The following is a 21,553-nucleotide window of genomic DNA, read 5'->3' as shown; positions in this document are numbered from 1 at the left end:
AGAAGGGCGGGGATGGCTTCCAGAAGACTACCCAAATCCTGATAACGAATTGATAATGCACACGACTTTATTAGAATGGGGCGATCGCTTTACTTGCCTCAAGCTAATGCGAGCTCTGTACCTGAAAGCTGAGAGGCATTGACATCCATTAACCATGCCAGGGCTTGCTGGCCTACTTTGAGAAGGGTGTTGTTGCCCTTCTGTTGCCAGCTCAAAGGTCCACCCTGTAGCGTTGAACCCACTTTGATACAATCCACACCGGCCTGAAAGTCCCAAATGCGATCGACAGTGCCCATGTTGCCAGCATCCAGGACAAAGGTATCGACTCCTGCGCCGCCCCAGAGTTGGTCCCGGTCTTTGCCGCCTCGGAGCCAGTCCTGTCCCTGCTGTCCTCGCAGATGATCCGTTCCATTGCCACCCAACAAAACATCGTTGCCGTAGCTGCCCACTAAGCGATCGCTGCCGTAATCGCCCCGCAGTAAATCTGCACCATTTCCTCCCATCAGGTAATCAGAGCCTGCACCCCCCAATAGCCGGTCATCGCCCCCAAACCCTTTTAGTACGTGATGATCGCCTCGGCTGGTGAGCGTATCTTGACGATAGGTTGCCTGTCGGTTATCCACGACTGTACTTTCTCCCTGCCCAATGCCATACACCCGCAATTGCCAGGAATTCCAGACACCACTTTGCCCGGTGCGACCATCGCTCACGGTTAGAGTCCAGTTTCCCGCAGACCATTCATCCCACAGGCGAGTCGAAGTAAAGACCCAGTTGCGGTAACTGCCGAAGTGAGCCATACGGTTGGTCTTAGCCAACACCGAAGCTGTACCATCGGGAGACGTAAGAACAATACGCAGATCTGAGCTTCGGGTGTGGGTGGCGTTAAAAACAACTTCAACTCGCTCGATTTGCAAGTTGTCTTCCATGAGTATGGTTGAGCGTGCTCCCTGTCGTTGTTCGGGAATGGAGGCTCTGACTTGCACGGGGGAGACCACGCTAGAGCGCTCTGAAGCCACAGGTTGCCAGGTACGCGCGAGGTTAACTGCTGCTGTTGCATTCACGGCTCCAAAGCCATAGCTATGATTTACCCAGCGCCCTGCACCGTTGCGTTGCCAATCAGTATTGCTAGGGTCATTGTGTCGGGCTGTCTCTACCAGAATGTGTTGGGCATCCCGCCAGGATAGGTTGGGGTTGGCCTGTAACATGAGTGCCAGTACCCCCGACACCATAGGAGCTGCTGCCGAAGTGCCACCAAAATCGTTGGTGTAGTTTAAATCGCTATAGTTTGCACCATATATGCCCAGGCCGTTAAAGTTATAGCCTTCTGAGCGTCGTAAATCCGTTGAGGTGATGCCCTGATCATATCCATCATCCCCAAAGGCTGAGACGAGGAGGCAAGCTCCGGACTCGCTGTACTCGGTCTGCTGCCCCTGCGCATTAATGGCGGCGACTGCAATCACATAGCGAGAATTGGCGTAGCCATCGTAGTTGACATTGTCGCCTTCTCGACGACCATTGCCCCCGGCCCAAACGTAGAGGCTGCCCAGGCCATTCCGCCCCTGCTGAACTCCCCGAGCCAAAGCTGCCTGAAATAGTGGACCTGGTGCCGTGAGGCCGTACCCGTCCATTGGGCCCCAACTGTTGTTGTAAATAGCAATGGATTGAAACCGATGGTTCATGACCTGAGCTTCCTGGCGATCGCTCACACAGCCTGAAGTTAAACGGATAGCTGTAAAGGATGCCGTGGGTGCGACCCCTGTAATCCCCATGCCATTGTTGCCTCGTCCTGCTGCGATGCCTGCAACACTGGTGCCATGAAGGTCACCGTGGTCAGACTCTGCCATGGGGTTATTGTCTCCATCAACTAAATCGATGCCTAAATCTGCCCGATAGTTAGCCCTGAGATCGGGGTGAAGGTAATCGACTCCATCATCAACAATGCCGATAATGACGCCCGTACCCGTGATTGCTTGCTGCCAACTGGCTAAAACATTAAGGTCACAGGAGGACTGTAGCGATCGCCCAGCTCTGCGCTCTTCCGTGTTATGCAAGTACCATTGATCATCAAACAATAGATCATCCGGCCAAAATCTCATACCGGTCTTTTCCCTCAATAAAACCGGATTGCCCAGGAACTCCAAAGGTGGCAATCCACCTTCACTTCATCACAGCTAAATAAACCGCTCAACGGCGGAATCCTCAAGGCGGACTTAGCTGCAACTGGGTAGGGCGGTACTTCCGCTTAAGGGAAAAAACTGACTTTTTTGGATTTTAGAAAATCCGGAAAGAATGAATCAAAATTTATTGAAAAAGCAGTTATTAAGCTTCGTATTTCAACTGACTGGTGCAAGACTTTATACCAATCCAAGCTGAAAAATTACGGTTTCTGACTAAATCAACATTACAAACACTAAGAAATCGGTTTGTGTTGAGAATCAGAACTTACGCATTCTTATTGTGTAAGTCCTAGGAGTATAGGAATAGCAATGTCTCAGTGAGATATATCAAAACTAAGTAGGCGTAAGGTGGCCAGTTCTTCAGATGATGGATTGTATGGGGAACTACTCGTGTTAGCCTGAGCCGTTACTTGTTGTTGATAGGTGTTGAGAGCTCGGGCGATCGCCCGCATCCGTCGTTCCTGGTCGCGGGTAACACCATGGGCCGTATTCCCTAAACCAGGGGCGTTCCACTTCTGGGTATCTGGATCTAAGAATGCACGGGTTCTTGACCAGAGGATAGCTTCGTCCCCTTGCATCTGAAATTGGCGGGACTCCGCTAGCCGGTCAATATATCCCCCTCGGTGGAGAGCCGCTCGGGGAGACTGGTTCGCCAGATCAATACCGTTCAGCTGCTCAGCAAGAGACATGTCAATCCCGGCCCGAACCGCCTTTTCCTGAAGGGTCGCCGCTTGTTTTCGGAGGCGTTTCAACTGCTTTTCATCGGCTTCTTCAGGGGACGCGGCTCCATGCTGATAAGAGAAACTACCCAAATTCCAAACTCCGTTGCCGGGGTCACGGTGGCCGTAGAAGGCAGGGGTACGCTGGCCCTCCGCCGTACGTGTTCCTTCTGCACTGCCGACCACTCGTGCAACTAGAGAGTTGGCTCCTCCTTCAAACAGTGGCTCTAGCGGATCTGAATTGCTGCCCTGGACGATCGCTGCCCCAGGGGCGGGTGCCGCAATAGAGGCGACTGCAACCGTTGGCCCTCCCTCCTCCAGGCCAAAGGATAGTTCTACAGGTTTAACAACGTTTGGATCGGTCGGTGGTGGTTCCGGCGGGCTAGATGCCTCATTATGGGAAATTGGTGGAGCCGTGGATTCGGTTGCTGTGATAGTTGGTGCCTCAGCTTCTGGCCGAGGGGGAGGCGGAGGCAACGGTTTCTGAGGCACGATTCCCTGAATGGGAGCCTCCGCTGCGGTCGGTGGAATTGGAAGACTGCCAGCCGTCTCCCTTGCAGAAGGTGATGGCTGCGGTGTAGGAACGGGAGGCAGTTGAAAAGCTGTGGTTAAATCATCGCCCCGAGCCAGATTAGGATAGAGGACAACGGCCAGAGAGCTGACTAGATATAAGGATAGGCGTTTCATCGGCTATCGGTGCCACAGGGCAATGACTAAAAACATTGAAGTATCCCTTCGGTCTAGAGAAGAAACCCCGGCTAAGGAACACGATGAATTTGCATAGTAAAATTTAGGCTTGTTGAAAACCCATTGTGGCGATCGCAAGCCTACATGTTGTGAAGTGCTACCCTGCGTTTCCCATCGTCATACCGTTAGGGTTAAGAATCCGGTTTAGAACATCGCTAGCGGGTTCTACCATCGTCCACTTGCCGTCTGGTTGTCGTCGCAGGGTCGCAAACGAGAGAAATTGTGCTCTTCCCATGGGCTGCCCCTGCTGAACGTCGCCTACCCGGGGCCGTTCTAGCCCGCATAGCCGAAACAGATAGGCTGGTACATCTGGGCTTGTGTACACATAGCACCCCTCTATGTCATTGGGTTGCAGTAGCCCATCGAAGGGAGCGTAGACAGGCTCCCCCTTCACCTCGATGGAAATATCTCCCAGCCCGCTGGCGACACGGTACCCGGCAATTTGCTTCCCCGGTTGCAGTTCCCAGTTTTGTTGAATTGGCACAGTGCGTACAGACACCGTACCGGAGTTGGTACATCCTCCCAGAAGAAGTGCTAGACCGACCAGGCAGGCGATTATCTTACTGGAAATTGAACCGATACCCCGCATACTCGTTGCCTTCGAAAAGAACTACCAGTCGGGTGTCTGGATCAAATGCCAGGGGATAAACCTGCCGCTCCGCTGTAACTCCGGCCCGCACTTGTAGGGTCTGAAGCTGGCAATAAGGGGTTCCAATGGCCGCCGTAACCCGTTCCTTTGTATCGCGTTCTGGAATTGCCAGCAATTGAGCGAGTTGCTCTCGAGATAATGCAACCTGGGCATTAACCTCTCCCTGGCAAGCTTCGTAGGAGGTGTGTGTTGCCCGACCGGGCAGCAATCCCCGAAAATCAAACACCAAACCCACAAATGCAAATATCAAGCCGCCCATGAGTAAAGGATGCATTCCGGGGGTGTCAATGGTATGGCGCTTCATAGATGAGCCCTCCTAACTGCTGAAAACTGCTGGGTAACTGCAAATTGCTGCCTTATCGGTTCTAGAAACGGCCCCCCAGCAATAGTCCAACCATGATGAGCAGTAGGCGATAACCCCATTCGATACTGGTTTCAGGAGCTACAGTTGTGCGATACATGGCGATCGCCGCTGGAGCCGCAATCAGAAGCACTGCGGGGAGGTATAGCCCTGGATGAGATGCCAGCACAATATCAATAGCCATACGGGCTACCGTAGAACCCATAAGCCAAAGGACTGCAATGGGCAGTGATATTGTCCCTGATCCTTCAGGAGCGGTAGTGGCGGTTGCGCTAGCCACCCGGCGTCCGTTGCGGGAAGGGTGCCGAGAGAAACCGGAGAACAAGCTCTTGAGCCAACCTAAGATGATTCCTCCAACAGGGGTCAAAAAGTCAGTAGACTGATGCCGCCGTTTTTTACGCAGGACTTGAGCCATCTGCAGGGCTTCCCGTTCTGCTTTGAGTAGGTCTAAGGTGCGGCTGGCGAGGAGGAAGTTGCCATCGTCGTCTCGTTCAACGCAAGTCAAGGTCGCAGAACTTTGTCGGTAGAGAGGCGAAAAGTCTCCGGTATTGTCTGCGTAAGGGAATTGCTCCAGTCCGGTGGCGCGCCAGTCACGTTCTAGGCGTTGGGCGATCGCCCGCAACTCCAACAGAGCATTTTCCTGAGCTGAGGCGAGTTGATTGATATGTTCTGCTTTAGCTGTGAGCTGTTGCCACGTTTCATCGATTTGGGTGAGGGCGGCTCGCTCGGTTACGGGAGAAGTAGAGCGATCAGGAACTCCAAGGGTGGAAGGCTTGAAGGGAGGAGTAGGAATCGAACTCGGCCATTGCAGGGTTGGCTGTTCCTGGGTCAGTCCGGTGGTAGTCGCTGCCTGAGGAGCCGATGCCCCTGGCACAGAGGTAGGACGACTGGCGGGAAACATTTCGACCATTTGAGCGGCCGTAGCGGGACGATAGGATTTCTCGCGAGCACTAATCGCCTGCAACCTGGCCTGAATAGCTTGTATCTCTTCTTGAGTTCCTTGCATAGCCAACTCCTGAAAGACAGAAAATGGAACAAACAACCCGACCGCCCTTACGCCAAAAACTACTGGCAGAGCTTCAACCTGAGGGGAGTTCGCGCTTGCAGCGCTCAATGTTCAGGAATATGAAGTGCGACCAGGGAATGAATGCAAGTGTACCATTAATAGTACTTAAGTACCACAATTTGCTGCCAGAATTGCTTTACGGCACTTCTTGTTTGCATAAGCTAACCTCAGTTCGGGTTAAGGGCCTTTTCGAGTGCCGCGCGTTGTGTGGCACTCGAAAAAACCCATTGTTGCGTGCGCTTCGCGCACGCAACAATGGGCTTTTAGGCTCATCCCGAATTGAGGTTTGAATAGACTTCCAGCGTGAATCGTTGCGCAACTTCGCCGCACAACGATTCACGCCCTCAAAAACTGATTCATGTAAAAGGTCTAATGTTTAAGTGTGGGATAACCCCACACCTAGACATTACAGTCAATTAAGCTGCTCTCCTAGAGCCCGTTAGAGAAGCTTAAGTGCTTAATTCCAGCGGTAGGTCTGCGTCTTCGGCAACCTGGTCTGCAAGAATGACAGGTTCTTGGTAGAGGGGGATGGTGAAGGTAACCGTTGAGCCGAGCCCTTCACCCATACTGTAGAAGTTAACAACTCCACCCATGGTTTCGACTAGACGCTGGGAGATAGTCAGCCCAAGACCTGTGCCGCCGTACTGGCGTGTCCTGGAGCCGTCTACTTGGCTGAAGGATTGGAAGAGGCGATCTTGCTTCTCCAGGGAAACTCCAATGCCGGTATCGGCCACGCTAATTTTGACGATGCCTGCATTTTTCTCTTCAGTCGTATCACCGGGTTTTTTGGTGGTCATTTCTTGATCCACCATCTTCTTGGGAATGACATCGGCTGCGATCGTAATACCGCCTTCGTGGGTAAATTTAATTGCGTTGCCGACCAGGTTGAGCATGACTTGTAGAAGCCGCTGGTAGTTGCCATAGAGGATTACCGGGTCGCGAGTTGCTGGAATACGAATTTCAAATTTCAATAGCTTTTGTTCAGCCTGGGTGCGGGTGAAGTTCTCCACATCCGTCAGGAGTTCCTCAAGTCTGACGGGGTTGAGCTCCAACTGCATCTTGCCCGCCTCAATCTTCGCGATGTCGAGGATATCGTTGATGATGCTGAGGAGGTGAACGGCTGAGCGGTAGGCTTCATTGATAAATTCGTGTTGTTCTTCAGGGGTGTCTGCCATGCCATCCAGCACGAGCTTAAGAAATCCGATCATCCCGTTTAATGGGGTTCTCAGTTCGTGGGACGTGTTGGCCAAAAACTCGGATTTCAACCGAGACGCTTCTTCTGCTTGACGGCGAGCAGTTTCTAACTCTTGCCGCTGTTGCATCAAGCTGTCGTTTGCTTCCTGAAGATCTGTGGCTAACTTCCGGCTGGCAGCGAATAGTTTGGCATGTCCTACCCCAGTTCCAACCTGATCTGATAGCTCACGAATCAGGTCAATTTCTCCCAAGGTCAACCGGGGTGAGTCATCGGAGGTATACATCAGAATCAAGCCATTCGGCTGGCCCTGATAACAGGTCGCAACCACGAGCAGCGATCGCACCTGTTCCTCCACCTCTACTGGGGTGACCTGAATGGGCTTGAGGTTCTCCAACGCCTCCGTCAGGTGAGCTTGTTCTGAAAGATGGAGTTCGGTATTGAGCCACGATTCGATGGGTTGGCGGCTGTGTTCAGCAACCACACGCACGCTATCGTTCCCCGGAGTGTACAGACAGATCAAGCAGCGATGCAGGTTGAGGGATTGCCCCAACCCTTTGACAGTCTGTTCCAGAATGGTGTCAAGGTCAAGGGTGCGGCGTGTATTCCAGGCGATTTGGGTGAGGAGTTTTTCGTAGCGGCTGGAGTAGGGTGCAAACTGGCCCGGGGTGATGGGTGGCAGATGTTCGATCGCCTCACAGGCTTCGCTGCGGCTGCACTCATAGAGCGATCGCCCTAACAGCGTCACCAATGTGGGTGGAATACCCGGCATCAGAATAGGGCTGAGGTTAAGGCGAAACAACAGCAACTTGTCACCGTACCGGAACGGGTAGGAAAATTCCTGGGGAATCAGGAAGTTGAGAGATTGCTGAATCCGTTCCAGAAAGGGGGCAATTGCCATCGGCACAAAGGCCTGTTGCGCTTCCGTGACGGACATGCCAATTAAGGCTTGCCACGGTTCAAAACCCTGACCTGCCTCAGGAGATTCCGCACCTGTACAGCAGAAGGAATGGTAAACGCCCCGATCATCGACCGTCAACGCTACATGAAATCGGTCGGTGAAAGAGGCTGATATATCCACATCGGGGGTGGCTACCATACGGGGCGATCGCTCGAAGGTGGGCAGAAACTCATTGGGAACAGCCATCAATCTACCGCAAAAACTAAACGGATGCCGAACAGCCATTCGCCCCTTCAGGCAGGAACCGAGGCTATCAACCACCGAGGTTTATTGAAACTGGAGAGGCAACCCAGAACGTGCCAGAACTTGACTAAATCTGCTGCTCCAGTAACGAGCTTAGGGTTCCCACCTTGTGCTGAGAAGATGCAGATCAAAGCAGTTCTTCAAGCCTACAGTTTAAGAATCAGGAGATTAATCGTTCCATTCACCTCGGGGCGGCACGGGTGGGTTCCGGCGGAGGCTACGGGTCAGGTCGTCATCGCGGCGGTTACCCCCCTTAAGCCATTGCCGAACAGCGACTTCGATAACCTTGCTCGGGTCAGAGGTAAGGTGATTGATTTGATCCAGCAATTCGGGATCGATTTGCACCGAGATTTCGACTTTGGTGGTTGGCGATTCTTTCTCGGACGGGGGTTCAGATTGCACGGTGGACTCGGTCATTGAGGTTTCTCCTGGCTCAGAATCAATGGTTAATGGCTAACTAAAATCAAATCCCATGAATATGCTGTCGTTAAAGCAACGAAAACAGAGACCCACAAGGGATGGAGTTCCGATTAAGGCATCTCTCCTGATGAGCTCGGAGCCTGACCGTGCACCCAGAGTTTTCCGAAGCATGCCTAACCGTATTATTCCCTTCATTGTGAGATGCCCCGCGCCAACTGTTAGGGTGAATTAAGACTTGAAAGGCTGATTGCTCCGGCTTATGGAAGCCCATCCACCCTCCATCAGGAAGAGGGGAAGGCATTACAATATCTTAAGCTGGGAAAAACAAACGGCATCCTAGCTCCAAGAGACTTAATGACCACCGGGCTGGCTCCCAAACACTATGACTGACGTACCTGTCTCACGTATTCGCAATTTCTCCATCATCGCTCACATTGACCACGGGAAATCCACCCTAGCCGATCGCTTGCTGCAATATACGGGTACCGTGAGCGATCGCGATATGAAGGAACAGTTCCTCGACAATATGGAACTGGAGCGGGAGCGCGGCATCACCATCAAGCTTCAGGCTGCTCGCATGAACTATCGCAGCCTGGATGGCGAAGAGTATGTCCTCAACCTGATCGACACTCCGGGCCACGTCGATTTCTCCTATGAGGTATCCCGCTCTCTCGCGGCCTGCGAAGGGGCGTTGCTCGTGGTGGATGCCTCCCAGGGGGTCGAAGCGCAGACCCTGGCTAATGTCTATCTGGCCCTGGAGCATGACCTCGAGATTATCCCTGTTCTGAACAAAATTGACCTGCCAGGGGCTGAGCCCGATCGCGTCAAAGAAGAAATCGAAGAAATTGTTGGCCTTGACTGCAGTGGCGCCATTCTGGCGTCTGCTAAAGAAGGTATTGGGATTCAAGACATTCTCGAATCCATTGTGCATTTGGTGCCACCGCCTCAGGATACGGTAAGCCAACCGTTGCGGGCGCTGATTTTTGACAGCTACTACGATCCGTATCGGGGTGTAGTAGTGTACTTCCGGGTGATGGATGGAACGTTGCAGAAGGGCGATCGTGTTCGTCTAATGGCCTCCGGCAAGGAGTACGAAATTGACGAATTAGGCGTACTATCTCCTACCCAAATCCAAGTGGACTCGCTCCATGCAGGAGAGGTGGGTTACCTGGCCGCCTCAATTAAAGCGGTGGAAGACGCCCGTGTGGGGGATACCATTACACTGGCAAAAACTCCGGCAGCGGAACCCCTACCGGGTTACACCGAAGCTAAGCCGATGGTGTTCTGTGGCCTCTTTCCAACGGACTCGGAGCAGTTCGAAGACCTGCGGGAGGCCCTGGAAAAGCTGCGCCTCAACGACGCGGCTCTGCAATTTGAGCCTGAAACCTCCAGCGCTATGGGCTTTGGTTTCCGATGCGGCTTCTTGGGACTGCTGCACATGGAAATTGTGCAGGAGCGACTGGAGCGGGAATATAACCTGGATCTGATCACAACAGCTCCATCGGTAATTTATCGGGTGACGAAGATTGACGGGGAAATTCTGATGATTGACAATCCCAGTCACTTGCCTGACCCACAGCATCGCGAAAAAATTGAGGAGCCTTACGTCAAGGTCGAGATGATCGCGCCAGAAAGCTTTGTCGGTACCTTAATGGAGCTGGGGCAAAGCCGCCGGGGTGTCTTCAAAGACATGCGTTACCTGGCTCAGGGCCGTACCACGATTACTTATGAGCTGCCATTGGCTGAGGTTGTGACAGACTTCTTTGACCAGATGAAGTCGCGATCGCGCGGTTATGCCAGCATGGAGTACCAGCTCATCGGTTACCGAGAAAACCCTCTAGTGAAACTGGATATTCTGATCAACGGCGATCCGGTTGACCCCCTGGCTACCATCGTGCATCGGGATAAAGCCTATTACGTGGGTAAAGCTCTGGTGGAGAAGCTGAAGGAATTGATTCCTCGTCACCAGTTTAAGATTCCCATTCAAGCCTCCATTGGGAGTCGAGTTATCGCTAGCGAAAATATCCCAGCCCTACGGAAGGATGTATTAGCAAAATGCTACGGTGGCGATATTTCTCGGAAGAAAAAACTGCTCCAGAAACAAGCCAAGGGTAAGAAGCGTTTGAAGGCAATTGGCACCGTAGATGTGCCCCAAGAAGCGTTCATGGCAGTTCTAAAACTTCAGTAGCTCTACTTGAAAAATGTTTTCTTGAAGTAGTGTTTTAGACCTCCCACACACGCAGATTACGGTGCTAATTTCGCAAGGAAATTGCAGTTCTATTGTTGAGGTCATTGCAAATACTTCTAGACATAAAAGCTTCTCTGTCTTTAGGTAGAGAAGCTTTTTTGATCGACTTGTGCTGCTGTTTGAGATGTTCTAGAAGCTTTGTCCTGTAAGGTTTTTAGGTGGAAAGCTTAGAGTTTTTTCTGACAAAATGCTCATCAAAACTTAGCTTGGTTATCAATAGCTTGTTATCAAGAATTCCTCTCTAAACTTTGTGATTGTTCTTCGAACTTCAGCAACGGTTCATTCAGAAGTAAAGATTCCGTAAACTCTCGATTTTCTGATTTCGCCTTCTTTTTATATTCTGTTAAGTTGCTAGACGAAAGTTATTAAAAAAACGTCAGCACCTATCGTTGCCCCGAATCCAAATGCATGGGAAGGGCGTTCTACCTCAATCGGTGGCGGGGCACTTTTCGGTTCTTGCACCTGAAACATCTTTAGTTAGGAAGGTCTATGCGAATTCTCGTTACTGGCGGCGCAGGCTTCATCGGGTCGCACCTCATCGATCGATTAATGCAACAAGGCCATGAGGTGATCTGCCTGGATAATTTCTACACTGGGGATAAGCGCAACATTCTGAAATGGATAGGGCACCCCTACTTTGAGCTGATCCGCCATGACATTACGGAACCCATTCGGTTAGAAGTCGATCAGATCTACCATTTGGCTTGCCCGGCCTCCCCCGTTCATTACCAATACAACCCAGTAAAGACGATTAAAACCAACGTTATGGGAACCCTGAACATGTTGGGGTTAGCCAAACGGGTTAAAGCACGGTTTCTGCTGGCGTCTACCTCAGAAGTGTATGGCGATCCAGAGGTTCATCCCCAATCTGAAGAATATCGGGGAAATGTCAATACCATCGGTATTCGCAGTTGTTATGACGAAGGCAAACGGGTGGCTGAAACGCTAGCGTTTGACTACCATCGTCAAAACGATGTGGAAATCCGTGTCGCCCGGATTTTTAACACTTATGGCTCTCGGATGCTTGAGAATGACGGTCGGGTTGTGAGCAATCTGGTGGTGCAGGCGCTCCAGGGCAAGCCTCTGACCGTGTATGGAGATGGTTCTCAAACCCGAAGCTTCTGTTATGTATCTGACCTGGTGGAAGGACTGATGCGGTTGATGAATGGTGAACACATGGGCCCTGTGAATCTGGGTAACCCCGATGAGTACACCATTCTGCAATTGGCGCAGACCATTCAGGACATGATCAACCCTGATGTCGCTCTTAAGTACGAACCCCTGCCCCAGGATGACCCGCGCCGTCGTCAACCCGACATCACCCGCGCTAGAACCTGGCTTGGCTGGGAACCCACCATTCCCCTAAGGGAAGGTCTGAAGCTGACGATTGACGATTTCCGGGAGCGGTTGGGCGATCGCGTGGTCGTACCGGCTCGCTCGGTATCTGCCCTCTAATTTGGGGAAGGTTTTCATCCGGCTTGTGAACCTATCGCAAGCCTCTTCGCTACGTCCTAATTGTTGTTAAGGAGGTCAGTCTAATGCGCGTTTGTGTCATCGGAACTGGGTATGTAGGTTTGGTCACAGGAGTTTGCTTGGCCAACATTGGTCATCATGTGATCTGCATCGACAACAACGAAGAGAAGGTCAAGCTGATGAAGTCGGGCCAATCGCCCATTTATGAGCCGGGTCTCTCCGAGTTGATGACCTCCTGCATTCAGAGCGGCACTATTGAATTCTCGACGGATTTGGCCGCTGGTGTAGAGCATGGTGAAGTTCTGTTCATCGCCGTTGGCACACCTCCACTCCCTACCGGAGAAAGCGACACCCGCTATGTGGAAGCTGTAGCTCGGGGCATTGGTAGCCATCTCAATGGTGGTTACAAGGTGATTGTGAACAAGTCCACAGTACCCATCGGTTCTGGCGACTGGGTACGGATGCTGGTGCTGGATGGCGTGCGGGAACGCCAGGCTGAACTGGTAAGCGCTGGTGGTGGTACTGCACTGGCTGAGCCTCAAGCGGAATTTGACGTGGTGAGTAACCCTGAGTTTCTGCGGGAAGGTTCGGCGGTGTATGACACCTTCAACCCCGATCGCATCGTACTGGGTAGCAACAACCCGAAGGCGATCGCCATGATGAAGGAGCTGTATGCCCCTATCGTGTCGCGCCAATTTGCTGAAGACAAGAGTGCTCCCACTGTTCCTGTGGTCGTGACCGACCTCAGTTCGGCAGAGATGGTGAAGTACGCGTCCAATGCTTTTCTAGCCACCAAGATTAGCTTTATTAACGAGATTGCGAATATTTGCGATCGCGTTGGTGCGGATGTCACGCAGGTTGCCAAGGGGATTGGCTTGGATTCCCGTATCGGCAGCAAGTTCCTGCAAGCCGGAATTGGCTGGGGTGGTTCTTGCTTCCCCAAAGACGTAGCAGCGTTGATTCATACAGCGAGCGACTACGGCTATGAAACTCAGTTGCTAAATGCAGCCGTTACGGTCAACAAGCGTCAGCGGTTGATTGCTCTGGAGAAACTCCAGCAAGTGCTGAAGATCCTGAAGGGCAAAACTGTCGGTTTACTGGGTCTCACCTTTAAGCCTGACACCGATGATATGCGGGACGCACCTGCGTTGGATTTGATTGAGCACCTGACCCGTCTTGGTACCAAAGTGAAAGCCTATGACCCCCTGGTTTCTCAAACCGGACTGCGTCATGGTCTGTCTAATGTACTAGTTGAAACTGACCCTGAGCGTCTGGCCGATGGCTGCGACGCCCTGGTGTTGGTAACGGATTGGGCTCAGTTTAATACCCTGGATTACACCAAGATGGCTAAGCTGATGAACAATCCTGTGATAATTGATGGCCGTAACTTCCTCAACCGGGAAACCCTAGAAAGTGCTGGGTTCCTATATGTTGGCGTAGGCCGTTAAACTTATCAGGTTGGCCGAGTTCAGAAAATCTGAACTCGGCCGACTACTAACCTTTGTCATCTGCATCAGCGTCAAGAACTCCATGTAAAAAGAGGCAACCATAGGTTGCCTCTTTTTCTCCTCTTGGGCTTGGCGCATTTGTGTTGTAGGTGGGGATGTGAAGCATTCCACCCACAGCACAAATGCGTCAGTCCTGTCTTCTTGTGATGGGTTTGAATGTCAAGAACTCCATGTAAAAAGAGGCAACCTACGGCTGCTTCTTTTTCTCTCCTTTCAACGAGTTTCAATGATGTTTGCTATCACAATACTTTCGCTATTTTTCTCAAGCCCTTGATTTTGTGCGACGCATATACAAAATCAAGGGCTTGAGAAAAATAGTGAGGATGTAGTTATGAAGAATTGGCTTATGGGTAGTATGCAATTCTCCCATGAACTGGCCCATAATGCCTTCAGTTGAGAACTGCTATATTTACAGAAATTACGCATCTTATTCAGTACGGTATGTGAAACATATCGCACCACTAGAAATCATCAGGTTGAAATATAAGAACCTATTACACCGTCGCCACTTGTAATTATTTCCTTTTACAACAAGCTTTAGACTGTCGTTAGACTAATGCAGGAACGATCGCCAAACAGGAAAGGCTGACACGAATGGTGGAGAGCGTTCAAGACATTTTTTTTATTTACTCTGGAAATCGTAATCAGTTGCTTCAGGTTAGCCCAACCTATGAACAGGTTTGGGGCCGTTCGTGTGCCAGTCTTTATGAAAATCCTCTGTCGTGGATGGAGGCATTGCATCCTGAGGATAGGGATAGGGTGATGGAGGCGATCGCCTCCCAAGGGCAGGGAAACTCCTATCGTCAGGAGTACCGCATTATCCGCCCGGACGGCTCCCTACGCTGGATCTATGCTCGCTCTGCTTCTCTCAACGGCCCGACTGGAGTACCCGAACAAATCGTTGTCTTGGCAGAGGATGTTACCGAGCGTAAGCAATCGGACCAGTATCAAGAGCATCTTAACCTTGCACTGCAAGAGAACGAAACCAAATTTCGTACGTTCCTTGAAATGGCCTCGGAAGCTGTCATTATTTCCAATGCCCAAGGGGAGATTGTTATTTTCAATGCGAAGGCCGAAGAAATCTTTGGCTATGCGTTCAACGAGGTATTGGGCCAACCTATTGAATCCTTAATGCCGGAACGTTTTCGTCAGGGACATCAGCATTTTCGAGCTGAATACTACAACCAGCCCATGCGGCGTTCCATGGGCCACGCCGGCAACCTGTTTGCACAACGCAAGGATGGATCAGAATTCCCCATCGAAGCAGGATTAAGCGCTGTGCAAGTTGGAGACGAGCGCTTTGTGTTGACCTTCCTAACGGATATTAGCGATCGCAAACGAGCCGAAGACATTCTGCGCCAAACTGAAGCTGCCCTGCGGGAAGCCAACCAGGAGTTGGAAAAGCGAGTTTTGGAACGCACCACTGAGCTGTCCCAAATGAATCATCAGTTGCAGCAGGAACTGACGGAGCGACAACGCACTCAGCAGATTCTAGAAGAACAAACCCATCTATTAGACCTGGCCCATGACACGATCATGGCCCGTGATTTTGATGGGGTGATTACCTTTTGGAATCGTGGGGCTGAGCTTATGTATGGGTGGACTCGGACAGAAGCTTTGGGGCAGCTGACTCATCAATTACTCCAGACTCAGTTTCCTCAACCTCAGCCCGAGGTTGAGGCAGAACTATTGGCAAATGGCTATTGGGAAGGTGAGCTTACCCATAAACGCCGGGATGGAGGTCTGATTAGGGTTGCGAGCCGTTGGGTTCTACAGCGCAATGATGAGGGGCAACCCCTCAAGGTTCTAGAGATCAATAATGATATTACTGAACGGAAGAGAGCCGAGGAGAGCCATGCCCGGTTGGCTGCGATTATTGAATCATCTGGTGATGGCATCCTGAGTACGACTTTAGATGGCACCATCAATAGCTGGAACCGTGGGGCAGAAGAAATTTATGGTTACTCCGCCCAGGAAATCATAGGCCAATCCATTACCAAACTGCTGCCTGCCGATCGTTCCCATGAAGAAGTGCAAATTTTGGAACGGTTAAAACACGGCGATCGCATTGACCATTTCGAGACCGTACGACAGCACAAGAAGGGCCATCTCATCGACATTTCCCTGACGATTTCCCCGATTCGCAATCGGAAGGGTGAGCTGATTGGAATGTCAAAAATTGCGCGAGATATTAAGCGGCGCAAACAAGCCGAAGAACAGGTGCGCTTGAGTAGCGAACGCATCAGTCTGGCGAATGCAGAATTAGCTCGCGCTGCCCGCTTAAAAGATGAGTTTTTGGCCGGTATGAGCCATGAGCTGCGAACCCCTCTCAACGCTATTTTGGGGCTTTCGGAAGCCTTACTCGAAGAGATTTTTGGAACCCTCACCCCGGCTCAACGAGAACACCTGACTACGATTGAGCAAAGTGGCAAGCACTTATTGGAATTGATTAATGACATCCTCGATTTGTCGAAGGTCGAATCTGGCAAGATGGAGTTGGCGATCGCTCCTGTCAGTGTGCAGGCACTATGCGATTCCAGCCTGAATTTCGTCAAGCAACAGGCCCACCACAAACGCATCAAGGTTCATTGTCGAATTGACGATGAATTAACTGAGATCGAGGTGGATGAACGTCGCATCCGGCAGTTGCTCGTCAATCTATTAAGTAATGCGGTCAAATTTACCCCAGAAGGGGGCAGTATCCAACTGCAAGTGCGGGCCGATGCCTTCCGCGAAACTGTTGACTTTAGCATCACCGATACAGGTATTGGAATTTCCCAGGAAAATATCCCCCGGCTCTTTCAACCCTTTGTGCAGTTGGACAGTTCTCTCTCTAGGCGATATGCCGGGACAGGCCTGGGTCTGGCTCTAGTACGCCGCATTTCAGAACTGCATGGAGGAAGCGTGACGTTGGAAAGCCAAGAAGGAAAAGGCAGCCGTTTTACGGTTACATTGCCGTGGCAATCGCGAACAGCTACTTCAGAATTGCCAGCGGAAGCGGTTCCTTTAGGAGAATTAGCGCAGCATGTTCGGCAAGTCCTTATCGTAGAGGACTCGGAAGCCGCTGCTAGTCAAGTTGCTCGCTACTTAACAGAATTAGGGGCAGCCACGCTCATTCACCCGATAGGCAGCGGAGCCGTAGAAGCCGCTATACAACTACGCCCTGACATCATTATTCTGGATATTTTGCTGCCGGATCGTTCGGGTTGGGACGTATTGACAGAATTAAAAACAAATCCAGCTACCCAGAACATCCCAGTTATTGTTGTCTCCGTTGTGGATGAGCGCTCTTGTGCATTGGAATTGGGAGCCGCAGCTTACTTGCTCAAACCCATTGTGCGCCAACAGTTTCAGCTAACCCTCAGCCAGGCTTTGGGTACGGCTCAAGCAAACGAGTTGGCTGCAACGCTAACTTCTCCGCCGGTAAGCACAGCTCCAACAATTTTGCTAGCTGAGGATAGCGAAGCGAATATTATCACCTTGAGTGGGTACTTGCAGGCCCATGGGTTTGAGGTTGTATTAGCCCGTAATGGGATCGAAGCTGTGCAGATGGCTCATCAATATCGGCCCAATTTGATTTTGATGGATATTCAAATGCCGGAGATGGATGGTTTAGAAGCGACTCGCCAAATCCGGGCAGAAGCGGATTTGCGGAGCATTCCTATCCTGGCATTGACGGCCTTGGCAATGCCGGGCGATCGCGAACGCTGCATCGAAGCTGGAGCCGTTGATTACCTCACCAAACCTGTTAGTCTAAAGCGTCTGGTCGCTCTCATCTCTGAGTACCTTGCTTAAGGCCACCATCCAACGAGTAGTTCATCCCACCGATTTTGATAAGTTAACCTGAGTTCGGGTTAAGGGTGTTTTCGAGTGCCGCGCGTTGCGCGGCACTCGAAAACGCTCATTTTGGCGTGCGCTTTGCGCACGCCAAAATGAGCACTTCAGCTTATCCTGAACTGAGGTTAAGTTACGAACTTTGACAGGTAGGATGTGGCGGGCTTTACCCGCCACATCCTACCTGTCAAAGTTCGTGTGCTCAAGTACTAGCCGATTGTCCAAAAAGTAACTAGTACGCTGCGGCGGAAATTCATCACCTATGTTTTTGTGTGGAGTGCTTCGCACCCCACACAAAAGCATAGGTCGCGAACTGAGGCCTCAGCCTACTAAATCATGCCAGAACCCTGAACAACATGTTTTACTGTCATCAGACTATTGAGTGTAATGAAGCCTCGGTGGTGTCCCTTTTGATTTGACATCCCCAACGCGACTGGTGTTGCCTGGCGGGGATTGCGATAAAACCGCGAGGACGCATTGATAAACAGCGTAGCGCTGTTCAGGTGAGTGGCAAATTGTTGGCTTTCGCTATAGGATTCGGTGGCCAGGGCATCTGCATGACCACTGCTATATCGGTTCATCCAGGCAATCCCTTGCTCAGGACTATCAACCACTCGGAAGGCGATAGTTTGATTCAGGTAGGGACGGCCCCAATCCTCTGACTCAGCAATCACGAGATCAGGAAAGTCAGCCACCAGATCGCCATCCCCCCGCAGCTGAAATCCTTCTTCTCGCAAACTGCGCCACAGGCTTTGCAGCGTAGTGGGGTCGTGACGATGGTGAACCAGTACCTTCTCAATGGCATTGACGGGATCAGGCTCACTGCGATGGCTGTCTAAAATCATCCAACGCACGACGTCTAGGGAACCCGAAGGAGCCCAGTACAGATAGCAGTTGCCCAGAGAGGTTTTGAGCACAGGTACACTTGCTTGCCTTACAACCTGCTGTACCAGGCTGGCCCGACCATAGGGAATAACCAGGTCAATACTGTCGTCCTGGGTAATCAGTTCCCGTATGGAGTCCTTCTGATCTGGGGGAAGCAGTTCCAGGCATCCTGTGGGTAGGCCCACATTCTCCAGGGCAGTTCGTAGGATTTCAGCGATCGCCAGATTCGATTGGCTGGCCTCACTCCCGCCCCGTAGCACCAGACTGTTACCCGTGCGAAGACACATCCCAGCAGCGATCGCCCCAAGCTCCGGAAATGACTCATATACGAGGGCAATCACCCCCAAGGGCATGAGCCGGCCATAAGTCTGTCCAAGGGACAGGGGCTGCGACACGTTGATTAATTGTTGAAAGGGATCGGGGGTTTCGGCCAGACGCTGCAAGATTTGAACTGCACTGTGCAGGCGCTCCGGAGTTAAGCGCAACCACTCCAAAATCAACTCTGGGATAGCCATCTCCCGGCTCGCTTCCAGGTCGAGGGTGTTAGCTTCCAGAATGTGATCTTGATATTCCAGTAAGGCTTTTGCCATGCTCTGTAATGCCGCACTGCGCTTGACCCCTTTCTCCAGGGCAAGCTCACTAGCGGCCTCACGGGCACGTTGTACAACTTCCAGCAAATCGGGCGCAGAGTCCAAGAGCCGATACCAATGACTAACGCCTACAGGCCAACCACAACATAAACACCAGCATAAGCGATAGTGCCAGCGCTGCAATCACCCGAAATGTCACGCTGGAAATCAGCGGCGATTGGAGGGTAGTGACCAGGAGTAGGAAAACCAGGCCGAAAATAATCAATAGCGTCAGGGGAATGTACCCTTTGCCCAGAGATGGGTTTACCACATTCCACTGATAGCCGTTCCAGCGCCATACCCGCTTGTAGGGGTAGTTGGTGGACAGTTGCTCAATACTATGGCCGTTGTCTTGGACGACAAATATCTGCTGACAGCGGTTACACCCAAAGGCTTCAGTCAGCGCAATTGGAGTCAGCTGACCCCGCCGCCGACAGGGACAGGGGTATTCTTCGTTGAGATCAATCTTCTGAGGTTTTTGCGCTTGCACAGGCAGCCACTTCAGCAAATAAGGGGTTAATAACGGATAGATGAAAACTATCGATGAAAAAACGAACGCGGTCAGCTTTAAGTCAGTTCGATTCTAACGATTCCCATCGAAAGGCTCAAGGGGATAGAGAAAAACTGGACAAAGCCGTTACATTTATCCCTGGAGTTCACGCTCTCCTGCTACCTCAACGAATTAAAAGAAAAGGGATGAGCAAGGCTCATCCCTTTTCCCTAAGCGGGTAACGCGATTCGAACGCGCGACATTCACCTTGGCAAGGTGACGCTCTACCGCTGAGCTATACCCGCATCTATTTCAACTTTCACCGGTAGGCTCCTGGAGATACAAATATGCTTGACACACTTGTAATCCCACTTTGGGGAACCAAGCGGGTAACGCGATTCGAACGCGCGACATTCACCTTGGCAAGGTGACGCTCTACCGCTGAGCTATACCCGCATTTATTCTTTAGTTTTCAAGCGGTTCCTGGAGTGAAAGATGCATGACATACATCTCTAACCCCGTTTTGGGGGAACCAAGCGGGTAACGCGATTCGAACGCGCGACATTCACCTTGGCAAGGTGACGCTCTACCGCTGAGCTATACCCGCAAACTTCAGCTTTACTATCCTCCCAAACTGACCGTGCACTTGTCAAGGTTTTTTTAAGGAGAATCGGGGGCGACAGCACTCTTCAAACTCGCAACAGGGTTGCTAGATGCGGCGATCGCAGGGTCATACCCAGGAAGCGAGCGCATCTGTCGCATCAGGCTAGCCATTTCTAGAGCATTCATGGCGTAATCCCAACCCTTATTGCTCTTGATGCCAGCCCGTTCCAAAGCCTGCTGCATTGTATCGGTCGTTAGAACGCCAAACACGACGGGTACACCTGTCTGAAAGGAGGCTGCTGCGATACCTTTAGAAACTTCGGCCGCCACAAAATCAAAGTGGGGCGTTTGTCCTTTAATCACAGCACCCAGGCAGATGATGGCATCATAACGAGCGCTCAGAGCCAGCTGCCGGGCCACTAGCGGAATTTCGAAACATCCAGGCACCCAGGCATAATCGACCTGTTGTCCCTGGGGATCAGGGTCAACTCCATGTCGTTTCAGGCAGTCCTGACAACCCTCCAGCAATTTGTTGGTGATCAGGTCATTAAAACGACCAATGACCATCGCGAACCGCAGAGGCTCAGTCGAGGAAAAATTACCTTCAAAAACCGCCATGAATCGTTACTCCTCCAGAAACATAGTTGTTTCTTGTGACACTCAGTGAAACTGCACTGCGGCTCCACTTGGTGGGAGGCTCACACGCAGGGTCGCAAGCTTGGCAGAGAAAGGGTTGGAAGCCTAGTCAGGAATTTAACCCTTCCCTGCCAAACTGGGCCGATGATTACACTACCAGATAATTCAACGCGCCCACTAGCAACACCAGCACCACCCAAATTCCAGAGCCAAGATAAAGCAAGCGCTTGGATTGTTCCCAGTTCCGGGGGCTGGCATAGGCCACTGGCACACCCACGATCATAATGAAGGACATGGCAACCAGTGCCGCCAAGGCAAGTTGAAACAGGATTGTAAACATCAGCGGTTCTCCCAGCAGTTTCCCAACAAAGCAAATTTAGTCGGATCCGAATAGAGGCAAAGCCTATCTCTGCTCACCGTCCATCGCTCCACTAGTTAAGCTATCAAAAAACTGGCCTCTATACTCACATTCATTTTCGTTAAATAGATTGTCCCCAGTAAACGCAGCTAAGGCATGAGGGTTCCCCTGAGTGGAACCTCTATTTTGGCCATGATGGTGGGGGCATTTTTACGATGGGTAAAACAGGCTCCAAAAATGCAGCCGTTAGGGTGAGCTTGCGTAAATTCGGGCTACGTTAAGGAGATTTCCAGTAATGAAATTACCCCCAGAATGTTGGTGCTTTGCCCGCTTCGCGGGCAAAGCACCAACATT

General features: G+C 51.5%; 15 protein-coding genes and 3 tRNA genes. 4 read left to right on the top strand and 14 right to left on the bottom strand.

All coding sequences use genetic code 11. The features are described from left to right. Nucleotides 1-98: 98 nt before the first annotated feature. The 7 genes from NDI52_RS23510 to NDI52_RS23480 form a co-directional block, all read right to left on the bottom strand. Entirely contained in the window at nt 99-2,096 is a 1,998-nt protein-coding gene (locus NDI52_RS23510) for a S8 family serine peptidase (protein WP_190770957.1), read from the bottom strand. 395 nt (nt 2,097-2,491) lie between these two features. Next, a complete protein-coding gene (locus NDI52_RS23505) occupies nt 2,492-3,583 on the bottom strand; it encodes a hypothetical protein (protein ID WP_190770958.1) in 1,092 nt (363 codons plus the stop codon). Between the two features lie 157 nt (nt 3,584-3,740). Continuing rightward, nucleotides 3,741-4,232 carry a hypothetical protein gene (locus tag NDI52_RS23500; RefSeq protein WP_206754891.1) on the bottom strand — a complete coding sequence of 164 codons (492 nt, stop codon included), beginning with the start codon at nt 4,230-4,232 and terminating at the stop codon, nt 3,741-3,743. After that, complete coding sequence (locus NDI52_RS23495) at nt 4,204-4,596, bottom strand: hypothetical protein (protein ID WP_190770960.1); 393 nt, start codon at nt 4,594-4,596, stop codon at nt 4,204-4,206. Before NDI52_RS23495 ends, NDI52_RS23500 begins: the two co-directional genes overlap by 29 nt. Before the next feature lie 61 nt (nt 4,597-4,657). Continuing rightward, complete coding sequence (locus NDI52_RS23490; RefSeq protein WP_190770961.1) at nt 4,658-5,659, bottom strand: hypothetical protein; 1,002 nt, start codon at nt 5,657-5,659, stop codon at nt 4,658-4,660. A 509-nt stretch (nt 5,660-6,168) separates the two neighbouring features. Continuing rightward, nucleotides 6,169-8,058 (bottom strand): ATP-binding protein, encoded by a 1,890-nt coding sequence (locus tag NDI52_RS23485; protein WP_242035608.1) that lies wholly within the window; start codon nt 8,056-8,058, stop codon nt 6,169-6,171. 225 nt (nt 8,059-8,283) lie between these two features. Continuing rightward, a complete protein-coding gene (locus NDI52_RS23480; protein ID WP_190770962.1) occupies nt 8,284-8,532 on the bottom strand; it encodes a hypothetical protein in 249 nt (82 codons plus the stop codon). A 385-nt stretch (nt 8,533-8,917) separates the two neighbouring features. Between NDI52_RS23480 and lepA the strand changes: the two genes are divergently transcribed. The 4 genes from lepA to NDI52_RS23460 all read left to right on the top strand — a co-directional run bounded on the left by lepA (nt 8,918) and on the right by NDI52_RS23460 (nt 17,559). Then, nucleotides 8,918-10,723: a translation elongation factor 4 gene (gene lepA / locus NDI52_RS23475; RefSeq protein ID WP_190770963.1), complete on the top strand. Its 1,806-nt coding sequence runs from the start codon at nt 8,918-8,920 to the stop codon at nt 10,721-10,723. Between the two features lie 549 nt (nt 10,724-11,272). After that, on the top strand, nt 11,273-12,238 hold the full coding sequence (locus NDI52_RS23470; protein ID WP_190770964.1) for a UDP-glucuronic acid decarboxylase family protein: 966 nt from the start codon (nt 11,273-11,275) through the stop codon (nt 12,236-12,238). Nucleotides 12,239-12,321: 83 nt separating this feature from the next. Next, entirely contained in the window at nt 12,322-13,704 is a 1,383-nt protein-coding gene (locus NDI52_RS23465; RefSeq protein WP_190770965.1) for a UDP-glucose/GDP-mannose dehydrogenase family protein, read from the top strand. A gap of 627 nt (nt 13,705-14,331) precedes the next feature. Then, a complete protein-coding gene (locus NDI52_RS23460) occupies nt 14,332-17,559 on the top strand; it encodes a PAS domain S-box protein (RefSeq protein WP_348256527.1) in 3,228 nt (1,075 codons plus the stop codon). Between the two features lie 368 nt (nt 17,560-17,927). Here NDI52_RS23460 and NDI52_RS23455 read toward each other — a convergent pair whose 3' ends face one another. From NDI52_RS23455 to psbZ, 7 genes are all read right to left on the bottom strand, one after another. Continuing rightward, the gene (locus NDI52_RS23455; RefSeq protein ID WP_199307607.1) at nt 17,928-19,178 is read right to left on the bottom strand and encodes a glutamate-5-semialdehyde dehydrogenase; all 1,251 of its coding nucleotides are present in this window, start codon (nt 19,176-19,178) and stop codon (nt 17,928-17,930) included. 16 nt (nt 19,179-19,194) lie between these two features. After that, nucleotides 19,195-19,602 (bottom strand): hypothetical protein, encoded by a 408-nt coding sequence (locus NDI52_RS23450; protein WP_190770967.1) that lies wholly within the window; start codon nt 19,600-19,602, stop codon nt 19,195-19,197. A 233-nt stretch (nt 19,603-19,835) separates the two neighbouring features. Next, a tRNA-Gly gene (locus NDI52_RS23445) sits at nt 19,836-19,907 on the bottom strand. Between the two features lie 79 nt (nt 19,908-19,986). Next, nucleotides 19,987-20,058: transfer RNA gene (locus NDI52_RS23440), tRNA-Gly, on the bottom strand. 79 nt (nt 20,059-20,137) lie between these two features. Continuing rightward, a tRNA-Gly gene (locus tag NDI52_RS23435) sits at nt 20,138-20,209 on the bottom strand. 53 nt (nt 20,210-20,262) lie between these two features. Beyond that, a complete protein-coding gene (gene ribH / locus NDI52_RS23430; RefSeq protein WP_190770968.1) occupies nt 20,263-20,823 on the bottom strand; it encodes a 6,7-dimethyl-8-ribityllumazine synthase in 561 nt (186 codons plus the stop codon). A gap of 166 nt (nt 20,824-20,989) precedes the next feature. Then, nucleotides 20,990-21,181 carry a photosystem II reaction center protein PsbZ gene (psbZ, locus tag NDI52_RS23425; protein WP_190770969.1) on the bottom strand — a complete coding sequence of 64 codons (192 nt, stop codon included), beginning with the start codon at nt 21,179-21,181 and terminating at the stop codon, nt 20,990-20,992. Nucleotides 21,182-21,553 lie beyond the last annotated feature (372 nt).

Source organism: Leptolyngbya sp. PL-A3, from assembly GCF_039962325.1.
GTDB lineage: Bacteria > Cyanobacteriota > Cyanobacteriia > Elainellales > Elainellaceae > Vacuolonema.
The sequence above is the reverse complement of the archived record's forward strand: the minus strand, read 5'-3'. Positions and strand labels throughout refer to the sequence as shown.